The organism is Pseudarthrobacter sp. R1, assembly GCF_024494415.1.
Taxonomy (GTDB): Bacteria; Actinomycetota; Actinomycetes; order Actinomycetales; family Micrococcaceae; genus Arthrobacter.
On the sequence record NZ_JAMKFI010000008.1, the window covers coordinates 358,255 to 375,364 of the forward strand.

Here is a 17,110-nt window from a genome sequence, read left to right on the forward strand (position 1 = left end):
CGTTCCCCCGGTGGGCCGGCTTTCGAGCCGGCCCACCGGCATTTAACGGCCCCTCGCCGACGACGGCGGAGGGCGGCACAGCGCCGTCCGATGCCTCCGGCCCGCCCCCCGCCTGTGAGTTTTTGTCCAGCTGTGCGGACTTCGCCGGCGGCAAAGCCTGCATAGCTGGACAAAAACTCATGGGGGAGTGTGGGGATGAACACATCCTTGTTCCTGGTCCTTCGGGAAAGGCGAGAAGCCGGGAACACTTGAGGAGTCAGAAGGCTCCGTTTTCCTTGATTTTCCGCCATTTTCCGGCCGTCCGAGCCCAGTTTGGGCAAAGGTTTTTGCCCCTGCTGACCTGCCCGGACGCCGATTTGTTGGTGATGGAATCTTCCGGTAGAGTATTTACTCGTTGCCCCCCTAGCTCAGTGGTAGAGCGCGTTCTTGGTAAGAACGAGGTCACCGGATCGATTCCGGTGGGGGGCTCTGAATGAGGGCCTGTGTCAAGGCGGTTTTGACCGGCTTGACACAGGTTTTTCTCATTCGTGGCGGTGTAGCTCAGTTGGTTAGAGCGCACGACTCATAATCGTGAGGTCGGGAGATCGAGCCTCCCCACCGCTACAGGCTAAGCCCCCGGAATCCCCCGAGATTCCGGGGGCTTTCCTGTTTTTCGAGACGGCAACGGCTTGAGCCTCGGACCTAGCGGCAGGCCGCACCGTTCAGCGAGCCGTACTGATGAGTCTCATCGGCCTCTGTTCGGGACACGGCAACGGGACTACGCTTCTGCCCGCCGGTGTTCACCGCCGGCTTAGGTGACCGCCGGGAGGTTCCAGTGACGGATTTTCTCTTCGCGACGCTCGACGCTGGCGGGAACCTGCCGCCGGCCCTCGGCATCGCCCGTGAATTGGTCCGGGGCGGTCACCGCGTCCGCTTCCTGGGGGAGCCGCAGCAGGCGGGGCCCATAGAGGCCGCAGGTGTCGAATTCCACCCTTATAACCATCCGTTCCCGATGCCGGCGGACCATATGTCCGCGCTGCAGCAGATCTCCATGATGGTGTCCGTGTTCACCGATGCCGGCATCGCGCAGGACGTTGTCGAGGAGTCGCGGCACGATCCGCCGGACGTGGTCATCCTGGACTGCCTGCTGCTCAGTGCCATCGACGCCGCCACCCGGGCACGGCTTCGCACCGTGGTGCTGGTCCATTCCTTCTACGCATTTTTTGACGGCCCGTTCCGGCGGACGCCCATTACGGCCGTGCTTGCAGCCCGCGGCCTCGGACCGCGGCGCGTTATGAAGCGTGCCGGCCGGATCCTGGTGTGCTCCGATCCGCTCTTGGATCCGGCCGGCGGCAAGAACGGCAACAGCAAGATGGTGTGGACCGGTGCGGTCGTGGACGTGGAGCATCCGGCAACTCCTGCCCCGCCCGGGTTGAGGCCCCGCGTGCTGGTGAGCCTGAGCACCATGGCGTTCCCCGGGCAGGAGGCATTCCTTCACAAGACACTGCAGGCGGTGGCCGATCTGCCGCTCGATGTGGTGGTAACCACCGGTCCCGCCATTGATCCGGCGAGCTTGACGGCGCCGCCAAACACGATTGTGCACGGCTATGTTCCCCACCGGGACGTGATGCCGGAGTGTAGCGCGGTAATCGGCCACGGCGGCCATGCCACCACCATGCTGGCGCTGGCCCACGGGCTTCCGCTGGTGATCGCACCGATGCATCCTTTGCTGGACCAGCGGATGGTAGGCAAGGCAGTGCAGGACGCCGGAGCGGGGCTGCTGATCAAAGCGTCGTCGTCCCCGGAGGAGATCGCCCGGGCTGTAGGGACTGTGGTTGACTCGGCGATCTTCCGCACTGCCGCATCGGAGGTAGGCCGCCGGATCAGGGAGGCCAACGGTGCCGGTACGGGGGCGCGGGTTCTGGCGGACATGGCTTTCTGAAGCGGCATACCGGTAGCGGGCATTGCCTCTCGTCCTACGCCGCTATGCCATGGGCTGATTGCCCGCTTGCCGGGCTTGTACTTCTGCTGCAACCGCTTCAGTTTTCTCGAAGTGGCGCCGTCCCCAGAATGTCGGCAAAACATCATCCCAGGTACACGCGGAAGCAACCCTGTGCCGACACAATGGGGCCAGGGGGAGCCCTTCAACAAAGGAAAGGACGGGTCATGAACAGCGATGACCAGGTTGTTAGCGGTTCTTGTGATGAGCTCTCCGCAGGAGACGCCATCGAAGCGTTTTACGGGAGCACCCTGGTGCACCGCGGTCCGGTCACAGAGGTCGCGCTGGACCAGGGACTGCTCTGGATTCTGGACACTCTGACCGGCAGCCGCCGCCTTCTCGATATGTCGGAACTCGAGATCGTTCGTTTGCCGGCGCACTACCATGAAGTCCTGGTCGGCGCGCCTGCCCGATAGGAATGCGCGCCATTGACCTGAGCAATAGTGCGTGACAAGCTCTCCGTTTCCCCGTAGCTTTGCCGCATCTCACCGATGGGGAAACGCATGGACTTCTTTGACGCGATCATGGTCCCGTTCAGATGGCTGGTGTCCGCCGTTATGGTCGGCTTACACCAAGGGCTGAGCGCCGTCGGCATGCCCCCGGCCAGCGGCTGGACGTGGACGCTGTCCATCATCGGGCTGGTTCTGTTGATCCGGGCCGCCCTGATTCCCGTGTTTTTGAAGCAGCTCGACGCCCAGCGCCGGATGCGGCTCCTGCAGCCGGACCTGAAGACGCTGCAGGAAAAATACAAGGACCGGACAGACCCGCCCTCCCGCCAGTCAATGGCACAGGAGCAGATGGCCTTGTATAAAAAGCATGGGACCAACCCCTTCTCCGCCTGCCTGCCCATGCTGATCCAGGTGCCGTTCTTCTTTGCCCTGTACCAGGTTCTCTCCGGCATCAGCACCCGGGCAGCGCAGGGTGAGGGAACAGGCGCCATGAGCCACCACCAGGTGGTGCAGTTCGACCAGTCCAGCATCTTCGGCGCCTCATTGACGGCATCCGTGCTGCACGGCGGCAGCGGCAACCAGACAGCCGTTATGGTCTTGACCATCCTGATGATCCTTGCCATGACCGCCGCGCAGGTTGTCACGCAAAAGTTGATCCTCGCCCGGAACCCGTTGCCGGGGGACACCGGGAGTCCCTTTATGCGGCAGCAAAAAATGGTGCTCTACACATTGCCGGTGGTGTTCGCGCTGGGAGGGGTCTTCTTCCCCATCGGCGTCCTGGTCTATTGGACGGTCACCAACGCCTGGACCTTGGCCCAGCAGTTTTTCGTCCGGGAGCGGCGGACATCCGGAACTGCATAGTCCGGCAGGAACGGGGACGCGGTCTTACCCAAAGCCCGAAGTGCAGGCACAATGAGCCCATGGCTGAGCTTATCTACACGGGCATCGCATCCCTGGACGGCTACGTCGCCGACCGCCACGGCAACTTCGACTGGAGTGCCCCCGACGAGGAAGTCCATGCCTTCGTCAATGACTTGGAGCGCGACGCCGGCACGTACCTTTTGGGGCGGCGCATGTACGAGGTCCTGTCCGTCTGGGAGACCCTGGGTGGAAGTGACGATCCGCCCGTGATCCAGGACTACGGGCGCATCTGGCGGGCAGCAGACAAGGTGGTCTTCTCCACGACTTTGGACGCGCCGCTGGCTGCCAGGACAACAATCCTGCGCTCTTTTGAACCCGATGCCATCCGGGACCTGAAGGAGCGCAGCGGGGGCAGCATCGGCATTGGCGGCTCCACCCTGGCAGCCAACGCACTCCGGGCGGGGTTGGTGGACGAGTGCCGGGTCTTCCTCAACCCGGTGGCAGTGGGAGGGGGCCTGCGCTTCCTGCCGGACGGGCTGAACCTGCGGTTTGAACTCCAGGACGAGCGCAGGTTCCGCAACGGGGTGGTGTACCTCAGCTACCGCACTGTCCCCTGATCCTGCCAGGGGTCGAACGCGCGGCGATGTGGCGTCTGCGGGATGGGGGAGCAGAATGGGGCAATGACCCGAATCGCAATCATCGGCGGCCACGGCAAAGTGGCCCTGCACCTGTCCACCCTGCTCACGGAAGAGGGCCACGACGTCACCTCGTTCATCCGCAACCCGGACCACGCGGCGGACGTCGCTCAAACGGGCGCAACGCCGTCGGTCCTTGATATCGAGAATTCCACGACGTCGGCCATCGCGGAGGCGCTGAAGGGCCACGATGCTGTCGTCTGGTCAGCAGGAGCGGGCGGCGGGAACCCCGCCCGGACATTCGCCGTGGACCGGGACGCGGCTATCCGTTCGATGGATGCCGCAGTACAGGCTGGAGTGGACCGGTACGTGATGGTGTCCTACCTGGGAGCCCGCAAGGACCACGGCGTACCGGAGAGCAACGGCTTTTTTGCCTACGCCGAGGCGAAGGCTGCCGCTGACGAGTACCTTCGCGGCACCGACCTTTCGTGGACCATCCTGGGGCCGGGCACCTTGACCAACAAGCCCGGCACGGGTTTGATCAAGGTAGATCCCAACCCGGGGGAGGGAGACGGCGGCACGTCCCGCAGCAACACCGCCATCGTGGCGGCAGCCGTGCTGGACCTGCCGGAGACAGCGGGACGGACGATTGAATTCTGCGACGGTTCGCTTCCGGTGGCCGCAGCGCTGGAATCACCGGCGTAATTTGCCGGAGGAATCACAACCCCGGTTCTGGTGCCCAGGATCATCCGGGGCTGGGCACCTCCCAGGTGAACCGCGTCAGGAAACCGGGTGCACGGGTTTCGGCAACGAAGCGGGGTAAAGGTCGAGCGCGTGCTCCTCGACATAATCGAGGGCAAGGCGGATGGCACCGATTGACACAATGCCATCCCCCAGGGAGGAAGCTTCCACCCGGGGCGGAGTGAAAGTGTAGTTCGGCAGCTGCTCCTCGATGACGGGGATGAGGGCGCGGGCAGAGGCTGCGACACCGCCTGCGAGGACGACGAGCTCAGGGTTTACCAACGTGCTCAGCGAACCAATCACGCGTGCCATGCGGTGTGCAACACGGTCGAGGACTTCCTGCGCGGCATTGTCGCCGTCCCTGGCTGCAGCGAATACCATCTCGGCCGTGAGGCCGGCCGGTGCGCTGCCGCACAGCTCGTGCAGCCGGGTTTTTGCATTGGAGGCGAGCGCTTCCTGGCCCCAAAGTGCTACATAGTGCGCGATGCCGATGGTATCGCCGACGCCTTCGACATTAGCCAGATATCCCAGCTCGCCGAAGCCGCCGAGCTGTCCGTGGAGCAGGCGGCCGGATTCGAGTACGCCGGAGCCGAGCCGGTCCCCGGCAAGCATGACGATAAGGTTGTCAACACCTTGGGCCGTCCCCTGCCAGCGTTCGGCCAGGGCAGCAAGATTGGCGTCGTTCTCGAGCAGCACGTGCCAGCCATGCCGCTCAGAGACAAGCCGGCGGACATCAAAAGACTTCCAGAATTCCTGAACCGTAAGGACTTCGCCGTTACGACTCACCGGAGCGGCGACCCCAACGGACACGGCAAGAACGGACTCTGCGGACACGGCTGCCTTCTCCAAGGCCTCCGCGGCGATCCGGTCCAGTACATCGGCACGCTCGTTGGCGGGCAGGTTGTGCGCGCGGAAGGGTGTCGTGACCCTGGAGAGGGCCTTTCCCGCCATGTCGGCGACGATGGTGGTGATCTTGTTGGCACCAATGTCGATGCCCAGAACGCTGGCCGCGCGATCGTCGAAAACGAATCTGCGCGCCGGCCTGCCTTTGACATAACCCTCGGCGCCCCGTTGGTTTTCCAGCTCCTCAAGCCATCCGAGCCGGACGAGCTCATCACAAATCGAGATAACGGTGGCCCGGGAAAGCCCAGTGGCAGCCATAAGGTCCGTGCCCGTCATGATGCCTGCCCCGCGCATTGCCTTAAGCAAAGCACTGGCGTTGACCCTCCGCAGCAACTGTGTCGACGGTGCAGTCTCATTCATCAGGGGCTCCCCATTCTTCCGGGCTGCCACGGGACGTTGACCAGCCCTTCTAAATTTAGGCCATAAATATAGCCCGGGAAACAAAGTGGCATGCGCTTGACGCTGTGACCCACGGCACTTCATACTATCGATAGGAGCTAAATTTATAGCTTGCATAAAACCGGCAGGGCGAGCATCAGCTACTCCTGCCGTAGCCGCGGCCCTGTCGCCGCACCACGAAAGGACGAGGGTGTCTTCGAACTTGACGCGCACACTACGCATGGCAGTGCTGGGTCTCTGTCTGGCTTTGCTCGCCGGCCTCCTCTCAGGCTGCGCTGGAGATTCCGGAAAGGAGACCATCCGGTTCACGTTCAGCAAGCGGGAGGCCATCGGTTTCATGACGAAACTCGTCGCCGACTACAACGCTTCGCAGGACAACACAGAAGTCGTTCTGGATACCTCCGGGGTTGACGTCGTTTCAGCCAGTTTCGTCCGGGGCAATCCGCCGGATATCGCGCTCGCGAACTACAACATGGAAACCGCCAGGTTCGTGCAGCGCGGCGCGCTGAGTGACTTGTCCGGAACGCAGGCCTCAACCCGTATCCGGAAGGACCTGCAACCCCTGATGGACCAGTACGGCTCGTATCCAGGCCGGACCAGCGCCCTGCCGTATTCGATCATGGCGTCCTCCGTCATCTACAACAAGGAGATCTTCGCTGCCCACGGCATCGATGTGCCTAAGACCTGGAGCGAACTCATCGCAGCGTGTGACGCCCTGAAAGCCGCCGGGGTGACGCCGTTCTACGCAACGTGGAAGGACGACTGGACGGTTGCCCAAGGTTGGTTTGACTACTCCGTGGGTGGCCAGCTCGACACGATCGACTTCTTCCAAAAGCTTTCCGAAGCAGGCACGGAGGTCGGACCGGGTTCACGGGCGTCATTCGAAAAGGACTTTCAACAGCCCGTCGCGAAAATGCTGGAACTGGCGGGCAGCTATGTCAACAAAGACGCCGCGAGCCGAGCCTATGGCGACGGCAACCTCGCGTTTTCGCAAGGTAAGGCAGCCATGTATCTGCAGGGCCCGTGGGCTTTCGGCGAGATCGCGAAGACTGCTCCCGATCTCCAGCTCGGAACCTTTCCGCTGCCGATGACAGAGAATCCCGATGACCTGCGCGTCCGGGTCAATGTGGATCTCGCCGCCTGGATTCCCGAAGGATCCAAGCACAAGGACGCTGCGCGCGACTTCCTCGAGTACCTCTACCAGCCGGAAGTTATCGAAGCGTACAACAAGTCACAGCTGGGCTTCACGCCCACCACTGATGCCGCCGGAGCTCCGGACCCGCGGATCGAGGGGATGGTGGAGTACTACGAAAAGGGCCAGGTCTATCAGGGTCCGTCGGTGCTGGTGCCACGCACCATCCCCATCATGAATCACGTCCAGGCGCTCGTGTTGGGCGCAGATCCTTCCGCCACCTTCCGCACACTCGACGCAGACTGGGCGCGCCTGGCGTTCCGCCAGTAGCGCTCACAAGGGAGCCAGATACATGTCCATCACCACAGCAACAAGACCTGGGCAGGAGCGCCCGGAAATCCGCAAAAAGCGGCGGGTCGAACCGATTTTCTACCTTTTCCTCTTGCCAAGCCTCGTCCTCTTTACCCTGGCTATCACGGTTCCAGGCCTTGTTGGCATCTTCTTCAGCTTCACGAACTCCATCGGAATTGGCGACTGGGAGTTCGTCGGACTGACCAACTACATTGCAATTTTCAGCGATCCTGCCATTCTGCAGAGCTATCTGTTCACGTTCGGATTCTCGATTGTGACCGTGCTTGTGGTGAACGTCATCGCTTTCCTTCTCGCCGTGGGGCTTACGTCGCAGATCCGCATGAAAACCGCGCTGCGGACCATCTTCGTCATCCCCATGGTGGTCTCCGGCATCATCATTGCGTATGTTTTCAATTTCCTGTTCTCGAACTCGCTGCCCTCTGCAGGTGCGGCAGCCGGCATTTCCTGGCTGGAGACGAGCCTCCTGGCAAACCCTGACCTAGCCTGGGTCGCCATCGTGGTGGTTACGGCCTGGCAGGCGGTGCCCGGGGCGCTGCTGATCTATATCGCCGGACTCGTCTCGATCCCCGGGGAAGTGTATGAAGCCGCGGACATCGATGGCGCGAGCAAGTTCCAGCAGCTCCTGAAAATCACCGCTCCGCTCGTGGCCGGCTATGTGGTGATCAACATCATTCTCGGATTCAAGGGCTTCCTCAACGCCTACGACATCATCGTCGGCCTCACCAACGGCGGCCCGGGCACCTCAACACGAAGCATCGCGATGACCGTCATCGCTGGCTTCAATGGCGGCGACTATGCCTACCAGATGGCCAACGCGACCATCTTCTTCGTCGTCGCTGTCCTCATATCTCTCCTGCAGCTTTCGCTGACTCGCGGACGGAACACACTCTGATGACCACACCATCCACCCTCACCGCCGGGGATATCTACCGCACAGAACCAGCACCTGCCGAAACCGGACGACGACGCGCAGGTTTGAAGGTCGAGCGGGTGAACTGGCCGGCTACCACCATCCTGGTTCTCTGTGCGGTCACTGTACTGCTTCCGCTGTACGTGACGCTCTCCATGGCCTTCAAAACCCAGGGGCAGGCGGTGGACGGCAACGCATTTTCATTCCCTGCGCCGTTAAGTATCGACGGCTTCGTCCAGGCGTGGACCTTGACCAACTTCCCCGTCGGCGCCGCAATGTCGTTGCTGGTGACGGCAGGGACCGTGGCCGCGACGATCGTGCTGGCCGCGTTCGCCTCGTACGCAATCGTGCGCAACTGGGAACGCAAGTTGTTCCGGTACTCCTTTTACTACCTGCTCGCAGCGATGTTCATCCCGTTTCCGGTCGTCGCGCTGCCGCAAATCCAGTTGACCGGCCGCCTGGGCCTGGACAATCCGCTGGGCGTGATTCTCCTCGCCACGATGTTTCAGTTGAGCTTCAGCGTGCTGCTGTTCACGGCATTCCTGCGCTCGATCCCGATGGAACTGGAGGAGAGCGCCCGCATTGACGGCGCTACCACCTGGCAGACGTTCTGGAAACTGATTTTTCCGCTGCTGGCGCCGATGAGCGCCACGGTGGGCATCTTCGCCTTCCTCTACGCCTGGAATGACTTCATGATGCCTTCCTTGATCATCTCCGACCCGGCGCTGCAAACCCTTCCAGTGCGGCAGAACCTGTTCCAGACCCAGTTCAGCAACAACTACCACGTTTCCTTTGCGTCCTACCTGATGGCCATGGCTCCGGCCATCGTGGCATATCTCTTTACCCAGCGGTGGGTTATGGCAGGCGTTACCCAGGGCGCCGTCAAGGGCTGAGGCTTGTCACTGGCAGGCCAGCCCGCAGCGAGCAAAAACGCAAAGCAAATCAGCATGCACGCAAGAAATCCAGCCCCAGAAAGGGGAAACCGTTTGTCCATTCTTTCGAGCCAGACGCCCGATGCCGACACCTGGTCCACATCCGCCAGCAATTGGTGGCGCCAGGCTGCGGTTTACCAGATCTACCCGCGCAGTTTCGCCGATTCGAACGGGGACGGGATCGGGGACCTGAACGGCATCACCGGGAAGGTGCCGTACTTGAAGAGCCTTGGTATCGACGCCGTGTGGCTTAGTCCGTTCTACCCCTCCGCGCTGGCTGACGGCGGCTACGACGTTGATGACTACCGTGACGTTGATCCCAGGATCGGCAGCCTGGCGGATTTCGACAAGATGACCGCGGCTCTGCATGCCGGGGGCATCAAAGTGATCGTGGACATTGTCCCGAACCACTCCTCCAACCGGCACGCCTGGTTCCGGGAAGCCTTGGCTGCGCCCAAGGGTTCACCGGCCCGCCAGCGGTACCATTTCCGGGACGGCAAGGGCGGCAATGGCGAACTGCCGCCGTCGGACTGGACAGCCGCTTTCGGCGGGCCGGCCTGGACCCAGGTGGACGACGGGCAGTGGTACCTGCACACCTTTACCCCGGAGCAGCCGGATTGGAATTGGGACAACCCTGAGGTCCGTGAGGACTTCCTCAAGACCTTGCGCTTCTGGGCCGACCGCGGCGTGGACGGCTTCCGCGTGGACGTGGCCAACCTTCTGGTCAAGGACCTCCGCTCCGAGCTGCCCAGTAGGCAGGAACTGGATGCCATGGACCGTACCTCCGGGACCCACCCCCTCATGGACCGCGACGAAGTCCACGAGATCTATGCCGAATGGCGCAAGGTATTCAACGAATATGACCCGCCGCGCTTTGCTGTGGCGGAGGCCTGGGTGGAGACGGCCTCGCGGCGGGCCAAGTACGCCTCCCCTGAAGGTCTGGGCCAGGCTTTCAGTTTCGACCTGCTTATGGCCGATTTCAACGCCACCCAATTCCGCGCCATCATCGCCGACAACCTCGAACAGGCCCGCCTCACCGGCTCCACCACCACCTGGGTATTTTCCAACCATGACGTCACGCGCCACGCCACGCGTTACGGTCTCGAGCCGCTCAACGGGCGGCCGGGGAAACCGGGAGTGGACTGGGTCAAAGCGGGAGGTCCCCGTGAAGCGCTGGACGTGGAAGGAGGCATCCGCCGCGCCAAGGCCGCCACGTTGCTGATGCTCGCCCTTCCCGGCTCCGCGTATCTCTATCAGGGCGAGGAACTGGGCCTGCACGAGGTGGCGGACATCCCCGCTGACCAGCGCCAGGACCCGTCGTTCTTCCGGGGCGCGGAGTACGACGGCCTGGGCCGGGACGGCTGCCGCGTTCCCCTGCCCTGGGAACCCTCCGGACCTTCCTTCGGGTTCGGTGCCAACGGCGCCCATCTGCCCCAGCCGGACTGGTTCGCGGAATATGCAGCCAGCACCCAGGAAGCGGACAACGCCTCAACCCTGAACTTCTACCGCAAAGCCTTGGCACTGCGGCACGAACTTCAGGGCGCCGAGACCCTGGAATGGAAACAGGACGGGAACGATCAGGTGCTGCACTTTGTGCGCCCGGGAGGCTGGCACGTCATTGCGAACTTCGGTACCGCCGCAATCGAACTTCCCGAAGGCAAGGTCCTGATCTCCAGCACCGGGATCGAAAGCGGCAAACTCCCGGGCGAGGCAACCGCCTGGCTCAGGGCTTAGGGCTACGCCCAGCGCAGGCAAGGCGGCGTTGGCTGTTGACGTTCGCCGCCTTGCCTGCACATACTGGTCGACAAGATAATTTAGATGCTAAATAAAAGGAGTGTTGTGAGTACCACTGCCACCTTGGCAACCCTGTCCGATTCCGACCACCTGGCCAACCCAAACTGGTGGCGCCAGGCCTCCGTGTACCAGATCTACCCGCGGAGTTTCTCGGACTCCAACGGTGACGGCATCGGTGACCTCAAGGGCATCACCGCCAAAGTGCCTTACCTGAAGTCGCTGGGAATCGACGCCGTGTGGCTCAGCCCGTTCTACCCCTCAGCCTTGGCGGACGGCGGCTACGACGTGGACGACTACCGCGACGTGGACCCCAAGCTCGGCACGCTTGCGGACTTTGACGAGATGGCGGACGCGCTGCACGGGGCGGGCATCAAGCTGATCGCCGACATCGTTCCCAACCACTCCTCGGACCGGCACAAATGGTTTAAGGAAGCCCTCGCCTCGCCCAAGGGGTCACCCGCCCGGGACCGCTACATCTTCCGCGACGGCAAGGGCCCCAACGGGGAGTTCCCGCCGTCGGACTGGGACTCCGTCTTTGGCGGCCCGGCCTGGGAGCGCATCACTGAACCGGACGGCACCCCGGGCCAGTGGTACATGCACATCTTTGCCAAGGAACAGCCGGACTTGAACTGGTCCAACCGCGAAATCCGCGAGGACTTCCTCAAGACGCTGCGGTTCTGGTCCGACCGGGGCGTTGACGGGTTCCGGGTGGACGTGGCCCATGCCCTCACCAAGGACCTCACCGAGCCCCTGCTGTCCAAACTGGAACTGAGCGAGCTCAACACCGGGGTGGACGGATTCGACGACGGCACCCACCCCTTCTGGGACAGGGACGAAGTCCACGAGATCTACGCCGAATGGCGCGAGGTGTTCAACGAGTACAACCCGCCGCGCACCGCCGTCGCTGAAGCCTGGGTCCACGCAACCCGCCGTGCCCGCTACGCGAGCCCGCAGGGGCTGGGCCAGGCCTTCAACTTCGATTTGCTGCAGGCGGACTTTGACGCCGCCGAGTATAAGGAGATCATCACCCGGAACCTTGCCGAAGCGGCCGCCACCGGCGCCTCGTCCACCTGGGTATTCTCCAACCACGACGTGGTCCGCCATGCCACGCGCTACGGCCTGCCCCAGGTGTCCAAGGGCAAGGAACGCACCAAGGGCCAGGACGGCAAGGACTGGCTGCTGGCCGGCGGCCCCAAGGAGGAACTGGACGTGGAGCTCGGTGAACGCCGTGCCCGCGCCGCCACTTTGCTGATGCTGGCCGTCCCCGGTTCCGCCTACCTGTACCAGGGCGAGGAGCTCGCGCTGCAGGAAGTCGCCGACATTCCCGAATCGGAGCGCCAGGACCCCTCCTTCTTCCGCAACAAGGGAGTGGAAGTCGGGCGTGACGGCTGCCGTGTGCCGCTGCCCTGGAAGGTGGAGGGAACCTCCTTCGGCTTCGGCGACGGCGGCGCGCACCTGCCGCAGCCGGACTGGTTCAGCAAGTACGCCGTCGAGGCGCAGGACGGCACCAAGGGCTCCACGCTGGAGCTCTACCGCGCCGCCCTAAAGCTGCGCCGGGAACTGCAGACCGACGAAGAGCTGGAATGGGTCGAGACTGGCACCCCGGACGTCCTGTACTTCCGCCGCCCCAACGGCTGGCAGTCGGTGACGAACTTCGGGGACACCGCCGTCGACCTTCCGGCAGGAACGGTCCTGGTCAGCAGCGCCCCCCTCGAGGACGGCAAGCTGCCTGCCAACACCACTGCATGGCTGCGCTGATGTTCCCGTGCCATCCGGGGCGGCCGGCCTGATGCAGGAACTGATTTACGGCTGCATGGGCCTCGGCGGCAGCTGGTCGGAGGAGCCGCATGCCGGCGAGCACGTGGACGAGGCCGCTGCCGCCGTCGAGGCCGCGCTCGATGCCGGCATCACCCTGTTTGACCACGCGGACATTTACCGCAGCGGCAAGTCGGAAGCCGTCTTCGGCGAGGTGCTGAGCGCCACGCCGGGGCTCCGGGACCGCATCCGGCTTCAGACCAAGTGCGGCATCAGGCTGAACGAGCGCGGCCTGCAGACGCACTACGACCTCAGCCGTGAGGCCATCCTGGAGCGGGTCAACGACAGCCTGAAGCGGCTGCGGACGGACTATGTGGACATCCTCCTGCTGCACCGCCCGGACCCCCTGGCGGACCCTTCGGAGGTGGCCGCCGCCGTCGGGCAGCTGACGGCGGAAGGCAAGGTCCGGCAGCTGGGGGTGTCCAACATGTCGGGGGCTCAGATCGAGGCGCTGCAGGACCGGCTGGAAACTCCGGTGGTGGCGAACCAGCTGGAGATGAGCCTGCTCAAGCGGGCGTGGTTGGAAAGCCAGGTGCTGGTCAACCACGCCGAGCACCTGGACTACAGCTTCCCGCACGGCACGCTGGAATACTGCACCCGGAACTCGATCACCCTGCAGGCCTACGGCTCACTGGCCCGCGGCCTGTACACGGGGGCGGAACCGGACAGTCCGACGTCGGCCGAAGCCGCCACGGGGGAACTGGTGTTGGAGCTGGCCGGGAGGTACGGCAGTTCGGGCGAGGCCGTCCTGCTGGGTTGGCTGATGAAGCACCCGGCGGGCATCGCCCCGGTGATCGGGACGGTCAACCCCGGACGGATCCGTGCGTGTGCGGACGCTTCGCGCGTGGCACAGGTAATGAGCCGTGCCGACTGGTACCAGCTGTGGGTGACGGCGCGGGGCAGCAACATCCCCTGACCTCCCCAACTGGGTAGCAGCAAGTGTCGTTATGGAGCCCCATAACGACACTTGCCGCTACCTGCTTTCATCAGGATTGAGTCATCTGGGGTTTAGTTCGTATTGAACCTCACAAGCGGGCCGTTTTCTTCCTCGTGCTGCTTCCAAGACGGATACGGTAGATACATGACGTCTACCCTCGCCACCGAGACCGTAAGGCCGGAACGCAATATCCCAGCAGAGATCGCCCGTTCATGGCTCCTTGTTAATGCCATGAAGACCGAGCTTTTTGACCAGTCGGCCGTGTCCCGCGCCGATTCGATCATCCTGGATATTGAAGATGCCGTGGACCCTTCCCAGAAGGACCAGGCCCGGAACCACGTGGTTGACTGGCTGACTGCCGGCGGCAAGGCCTGGGTCCGGATCAACGACGCCACGAGCCCGTTCTGGGCAGACGATCTCGCCGGCCTCCGCGGCACCCCCGGCCTTCTTGGCGTCATGCTGGCCAAGACCGAATCCGCCGACCAGGTGACGGAAAGCTTCCACCGCATGGACGGCAAGACTCCCGTCATCCCGCTGGTGGAGTCCGCCGTCGGCATCGAGGAAGCCAACCAGATCGCCAAGGCACAGGGCGCCTTCCGCCTGGCCTTCGGCTCCGGTGACTTCCGCCGCGACACCGGCATGGCCGCCACTGCCGAGGCCATGGCCTACCCGCGCGCCAAGCTCGTGGTAGCCAGCCGCGTCGGCAACCTGCCGGGCCCGATCGACGGCCCCACCGTTGGCACCAACCACCCCATCCTGCGGGAACAGACCGGGATCACGGTGATGATGGGCATGACCGGCAAGCTCTGCCTGGCCATCGACCAGACCCCCGTCATCAACGAGGTCATCAGCCCCACGCCGTCCGACGTCGCCTGGGCCACCGACTTCATGGCCGACTTCGAAGCCAACGGCCGCGTCATCCGTGACGGCTCCGACCTGCCCCGCCTGGGCCGCGCCGAGAAGATTATGAAGCTCGCGGTAGCCTTTGGGGTGCAGCCCGCGCTGTAGTACCTACCTTCATTTCAGGAGACCCCGTGACCGATACCCGTTATCTGGTCCACGGGGTCTTTTGGCCCGCGCCGCCGGCTTCCTGCCCGGTCCTGCGGCTGCAGGCTCCGGACGGCACCTTCCGGGAATTAGCGCTCGACGGCGGCGCCCGCCTGGGCTTCCGGCTCGCCGCCGAAGGGAAGTCCTGCCTTGGCCACCACCGCGTGCACGGTCCGGACCACCGGGACCACGTCCTGTGCGCCGGCCAATCACCGGCGGCCCGCGGGCACCAGTGTGAGCGGTGCTTTGTGGCGGACGATTTCCGGCTTATGCACGACTTCCACCGGGACGGCCGGGTTCCGCCGGGCCTGCGCACCTACCTGATGCAGCCGCACTGGCTGTACGTTGCCACCTTCGCTGCCGGGGCAACCAAGGTGGGCACGGCGTCGGATCTTCGAAAGTGGCAGCGGCTCGCCGAACAGGGCGCTGTGGTGGCCAGGTACGTAGCCCGTGCCGCTGACGGGCGCGTGGTGCGGCTCCTGGAGGACCTGGTGACGCGCGACGGCGGGCTTCCGCCGCAGGTGCGGTCTGCCGCCAAGGCTGCGGCCCTGGCCACGCCGGCTTCTGCGTCGTGGCTCACCGAACGCAATGCGGCGCACGCAACCACCGCACGCCAGGTCATTTCCGCAGCAGGGCTGGACGGTTTCGAGGTGGTGGACGAAGGCTGGAACCGGCCCGGACTTGCGCAGCGGCTGTGCTCCGGAACCGCCAGGCACGCCTACCCCCACACGCTGGCTTCCGGGCAGCACGGGTTCACCATCAGGTCCGCGGCCGGAAGCTTTGTCCTGGCAGCCCTCGATGACGCCGACCTGGAATTCGTGGTGGACCTTGGCCAGCTGAAAGGCCGGACCATCGAACTGGGCCAGTACAGCTCCACCGTGCCGGCAGTCCAGGAGGCGCTGTTCTGACTCCGCCACCGCTGCCCGCCCGGCGCCGGTGGCACGTCCCGGTAGAATGGCAGGGTGCTGAACGAATTCTGGGCCACCGCGCCAACCCGCTACAAAGTCCTGGTCTTCGGCGCGATGGGACTGATCGCCGTCGGCATCATCCTGAACCTGGTGGGCAACACCAGCGGCAACTCCGCCCTCGCCACCGCATCCCTGCCGCTCATCGGGCTGGGGCTCGTCCTGCACATCGCCGGGATCGTGGTCCGCGGCCAGAGCATCCGCAAGAACCTGCGCCGGTAACCTTTCGGGCGGCTCCGGAGCCTGACGATAGGCTTGAGCCCATGACCATCAATCCGGACCTGCAGGGCAGAAGCTACCCTGCCGCAGAGGTGTACGACGTTGGCCGCGAGAAAATCCGCGAATTTGCCCGCGCCGTCAAGGCCACCCATCCTGCACACTTCGATGTCGACGCCGCCAAAGCCCTGGGCCACACCGACCTTGTTGCCCCGCCAACGTTCGCCATCATCATTGCCCAGCGCGCAGACGCCCAGCTCATCGAGGATCCGGAGGCCGGTATCGACTTCTCGCGCGTGGTCCACGCTGACCAGCGCTTTACCCATCACCGGCCCATCCTCGCCGGGGACCGCCTGGTTGCGGAGCTTCACGTGGACGGTGTCCGTGCCATGGGCGGCGGCGCGATGATCACTACGCGTTCGGAGATCTTCGCCCTTGGCACGGATCACTCCCGGGAACCGGTCACCACCACCACGTCGTCCATCCTGGTCCGCGGAGAGGGACAGTAACCATGAGCCCCACGTTCAACGAACTCAGTGCCGGGCAGGAAATCGGCAGCCGCACCATCGAGGTCACCCGTACCGACCTGGTCAAGTACGCCGGTGCTTCCGGCGACTTCAACCCCATCCACTGGAACGAGGCGTTCGCCACCGGCGTGGAGCTGCCCGGCGTCATTGCTCACGGCATGTTCACCATGGGCTCCGCCGTGCAGCTGGTCACTGACTGGGCAGGCGACCCGGCCGCCGTCGTCGACTTCCAGACCCGCTTCACCAAGCCGGTCCTGGTCACGGACACCACCGGGACCCCCGAACCCGGCGCCACCATCGAGGTCAGCGGCACCATCGGAAAGCTCGACGCCGAGGCCGGCACCGCGCGTGTTGACCTCACCGTGGTTTCCGCCGGGCAGAAAGTCCTGATGAAGGCCCAGGCAGTCGTCCGCCTTTCCTGAGGCCCCGCTGCCATCAGGCGCAGGTGTACAAAGGGACTGAGGGAAGCTGCCCCGGGGCAGCCTCCCTCAGTCCCT

At 64.1% G+C, this 17,110-nt stretch carries 17 protein-coding genes and 2 tRNA genes; 18 read left to right on the forward strand and 1 reads right to left on the reverse strand.

Annotated features, from left to right (window positions below; translation table 11 throughout):
* Positions 1-396: 396 nt before the first annotated feature.
* The 7 genes from M8J71_RS12460 to M8J71_RS12490 all read left to right on the forward strand — a co-directional run bounded on the left by M8J71_RS12460 (position 397) and on the right by M8J71_RS12490 (position 4,628).
* Positions 397-468: transfer RNA gene (locus tag M8J71_RS12460), tRNA-Thr, on the forward strand.
* A gap of 61 nt (positions 469-529) precedes the next feature.
* Positions 530-603: transfer RNA gene (locus M8J71_RS12465), tRNA-Met, on the forward strand.
* Between the two features lie 211 nt (positions 604-814).
* On the forward strand, positions 815-1,921 hold the full coding sequence (locus M8J71_RS12470) for a glycosyltransferase (protein WP_256248213.1): 1,107 nt from the start codon (positions 815-817) through the stop codon (positions 1,919-1,921).
* A gap of 224 nt (positions 1,922-2,145) precedes the next feature.
* Complete coding sequence (locus M8J71_RS12475; RefSeq protein WP_256248214.1) at positions 2,146-2,394, forward strand: hypothetical protein; 249 nt, start codon at positions 2,146-2,148, stop codon at positions 2,392-2,394.
* An 87-nt stretch (positions 2,395-2,481) separates the two neighbouring features.
* Positions 2,482-3,288: a membrane protein insertase YidC gene (gene yidC, locus M8J71_RS12480; protein ID WP_256248215.1), complete on the forward strand. Its 807-nt coding sequence runs from the start codon at positions 2,482-2,484 to the stop codon at positions 3,286-3,288.
* Positions 3,289-3,347: 59 nt separating this feature from the next.
* Complete coding sequence (locus tag M8J71_RS12485) at positions 3,348-3,905, forward strand: dihydrofolate reductase family protein (RefSeq protein ID WP_256248216.1); 558 nt, start codon at positions 3,348-3,350, stop codon at positions 3,903-3,905.
* A 63-nt stretch (positions 3,906-3,968) separates the two neighbouring features.
* On the forward strand, positions 3,969-4,628 hold the full coding sequence (locus tag M8J71_RS12490; protein WP_256248217.1) for an SDR family oxidoreductase: 660 nt from the start codon (positions 3,969-3,971) through the stop codon (positions 4,626-4,628).
* Between the two features lie 75 nt (positions 4,629-4,703).
* Here the strand turns inward: M8J71_RS12490 and M8J71_RS12495 are convergent, their stop codons facing one another.
* A complete protein-coding gene (locus tag M8J71_RS12495) occupies positions 4,704-5,930 on the reverse strand; it encodes an ROK family protein (protein ID WP_256248988.1) in 1,227 nt (408 codons plus the stop codon).
* A gap of 256 nt (positions 5,931-6,186) precedes the next feature.
* Between M8J71_RS12495 and M8J71_RS12500 the strand changes: the two genes are divergently transcribed.
* From M8J71_RS12500 to M8J71_RS12550, 11 genes are all read left to right on the forward strand, one after another.
* Positions 6,187-7,428, forward strand: coding sequence for an ABC transporter substrate-binding protein (locus tag M8J71_RS12500; RefSeq protein ID WP_256248218.1), 1,242 nt, complete (start codon positions 6,187-6,189; stop codon positions 7,426-7,428).
* A 22-nt stretch (positions 7,429-7,450) separates the two neighbouring features.
* On the forward strand, positions 7,451-8,362 hold the full coding sequence (locus M8J71_RS12505) for a carbohydrate ABC transporter permease (protein ID WP_256248219.1): 912 nt from the start codon (positions 7,451-7,453) through the stop codon (positions 8,360-8,362).
* The gene (locus M8J71_RS12510; RefSeq protein ID WP_205484193.1) at positions 8,362-9,273 is read left to right on the forward strand and encodes a carbohydrate ABC transporter permease; all 912 of its coding nucleotides are present in this window, start codon (positions 8,362-8,364) and stop codon (positions 9,271-9,273) included. The genes M8J71_RS12505 and M8J71_RS12510 overlap by 1 nt, the downstream gene beginning before the upstream one ends.
* A gap of 93 nt (positions 9,274-9,366) precedes the next feature.
* The gene (locus tag M8J71_RS12515) at positions 9,367-11,046 is read left to right on the forward strand and encodes a glycoside hydrolase family 13 protein (RefSeq protein ID WP_256248220.1); all 1,680 of its coding nucleotides are present in this window, start codon (positions 9,367-9,369) and stop codon (positions 11,044-11,046) included.
* 105 nt (positions 11,047-11,151) lie between these two features.
* Complete coding sequence (locus M8J71_RS12520) at positions 11,152-12,864, forward strand: glycoside hydrolase family 13 protein (RefSeq protein WP_256248221.1); 1,713 nt, start codon at positions 11,152-11,154, stop codon at positions 12,862-12,864.
* Positions 12,865-12,895: 31 nt separating this feature from the next.
* On the forward strand, positions 12,896-13,837 hold the full coding sequence (locus M8J71_RS12525; protein WP_256248222.1) for an aldo/keto reductase: 942 nt from the start codon (positions 12,896-12,898) through the stop codon (positions 13,835-13,837).
* Positions 13,838-14,002: 165 nt separating this feature from the next.
* Positions 14,003-14,866, forward strand: a complete 864-nt coding sequence (locus M8J71_RS12530; RefSeq protein ID WP_256248223.1) for an HpcH/HpaI aldolase/citrate lyase family protein — start codon at positions 14,003-14,005, stop codon at positions 14,864-14,866.
* Positions 14,867-14,892: 26 nt separating this feature from the next.
* Positions 14,893-15,813 (forward strand): DUF2797 domain-containing protein, encoded by a 921-nt coding sequence (locus M8J71_RS12535; RefSeq protein WP_256248224.1) that lies wholly within the window; start codon positions 14,893-14,895, stop codon positions 15,811-15,813.
* A 54-nt stretch (positions 15,814-15,867) separates the two neighbouring features.
* Positions 15,868-16,092, forward strand: coding sequence for a DUF3188 domain-containing protein (locus tag M8J71_RS12540; RefSeq protein WP_163161810.1), 225 nt, complete (start codon positions 15,868-15,870; stop codon positions 16,090-16,092).
* A 41-nt stretch (positions 16,093-16,133) separates the two neighbouring features.
* Positions 16,134-16,595 (forward strand): FAS1-like dehydratase domain-containing protein, encoded by a 462-nt coding sequence (locus M8J71_RS12545; RefSeq protein ID WP_256248225.1) that lies wholly within the window; start codon positions 16,134-16,136, stop codon positions 16,593-16,595.
* Between the two features lie 2 nt (positions 16,596-16,597).
* Complete coding sequence (locus M8J71_RS12550; protein WP_256248226.1) at positions 16,598-17,035, forward strand: MaoC family dehydratase; 438 nt, start codon at positions 16,598-16,600, stop codon at positions 17,033-17,035.
* Positions 17,036-17,110: the final 75 nt, after the last annotated feature.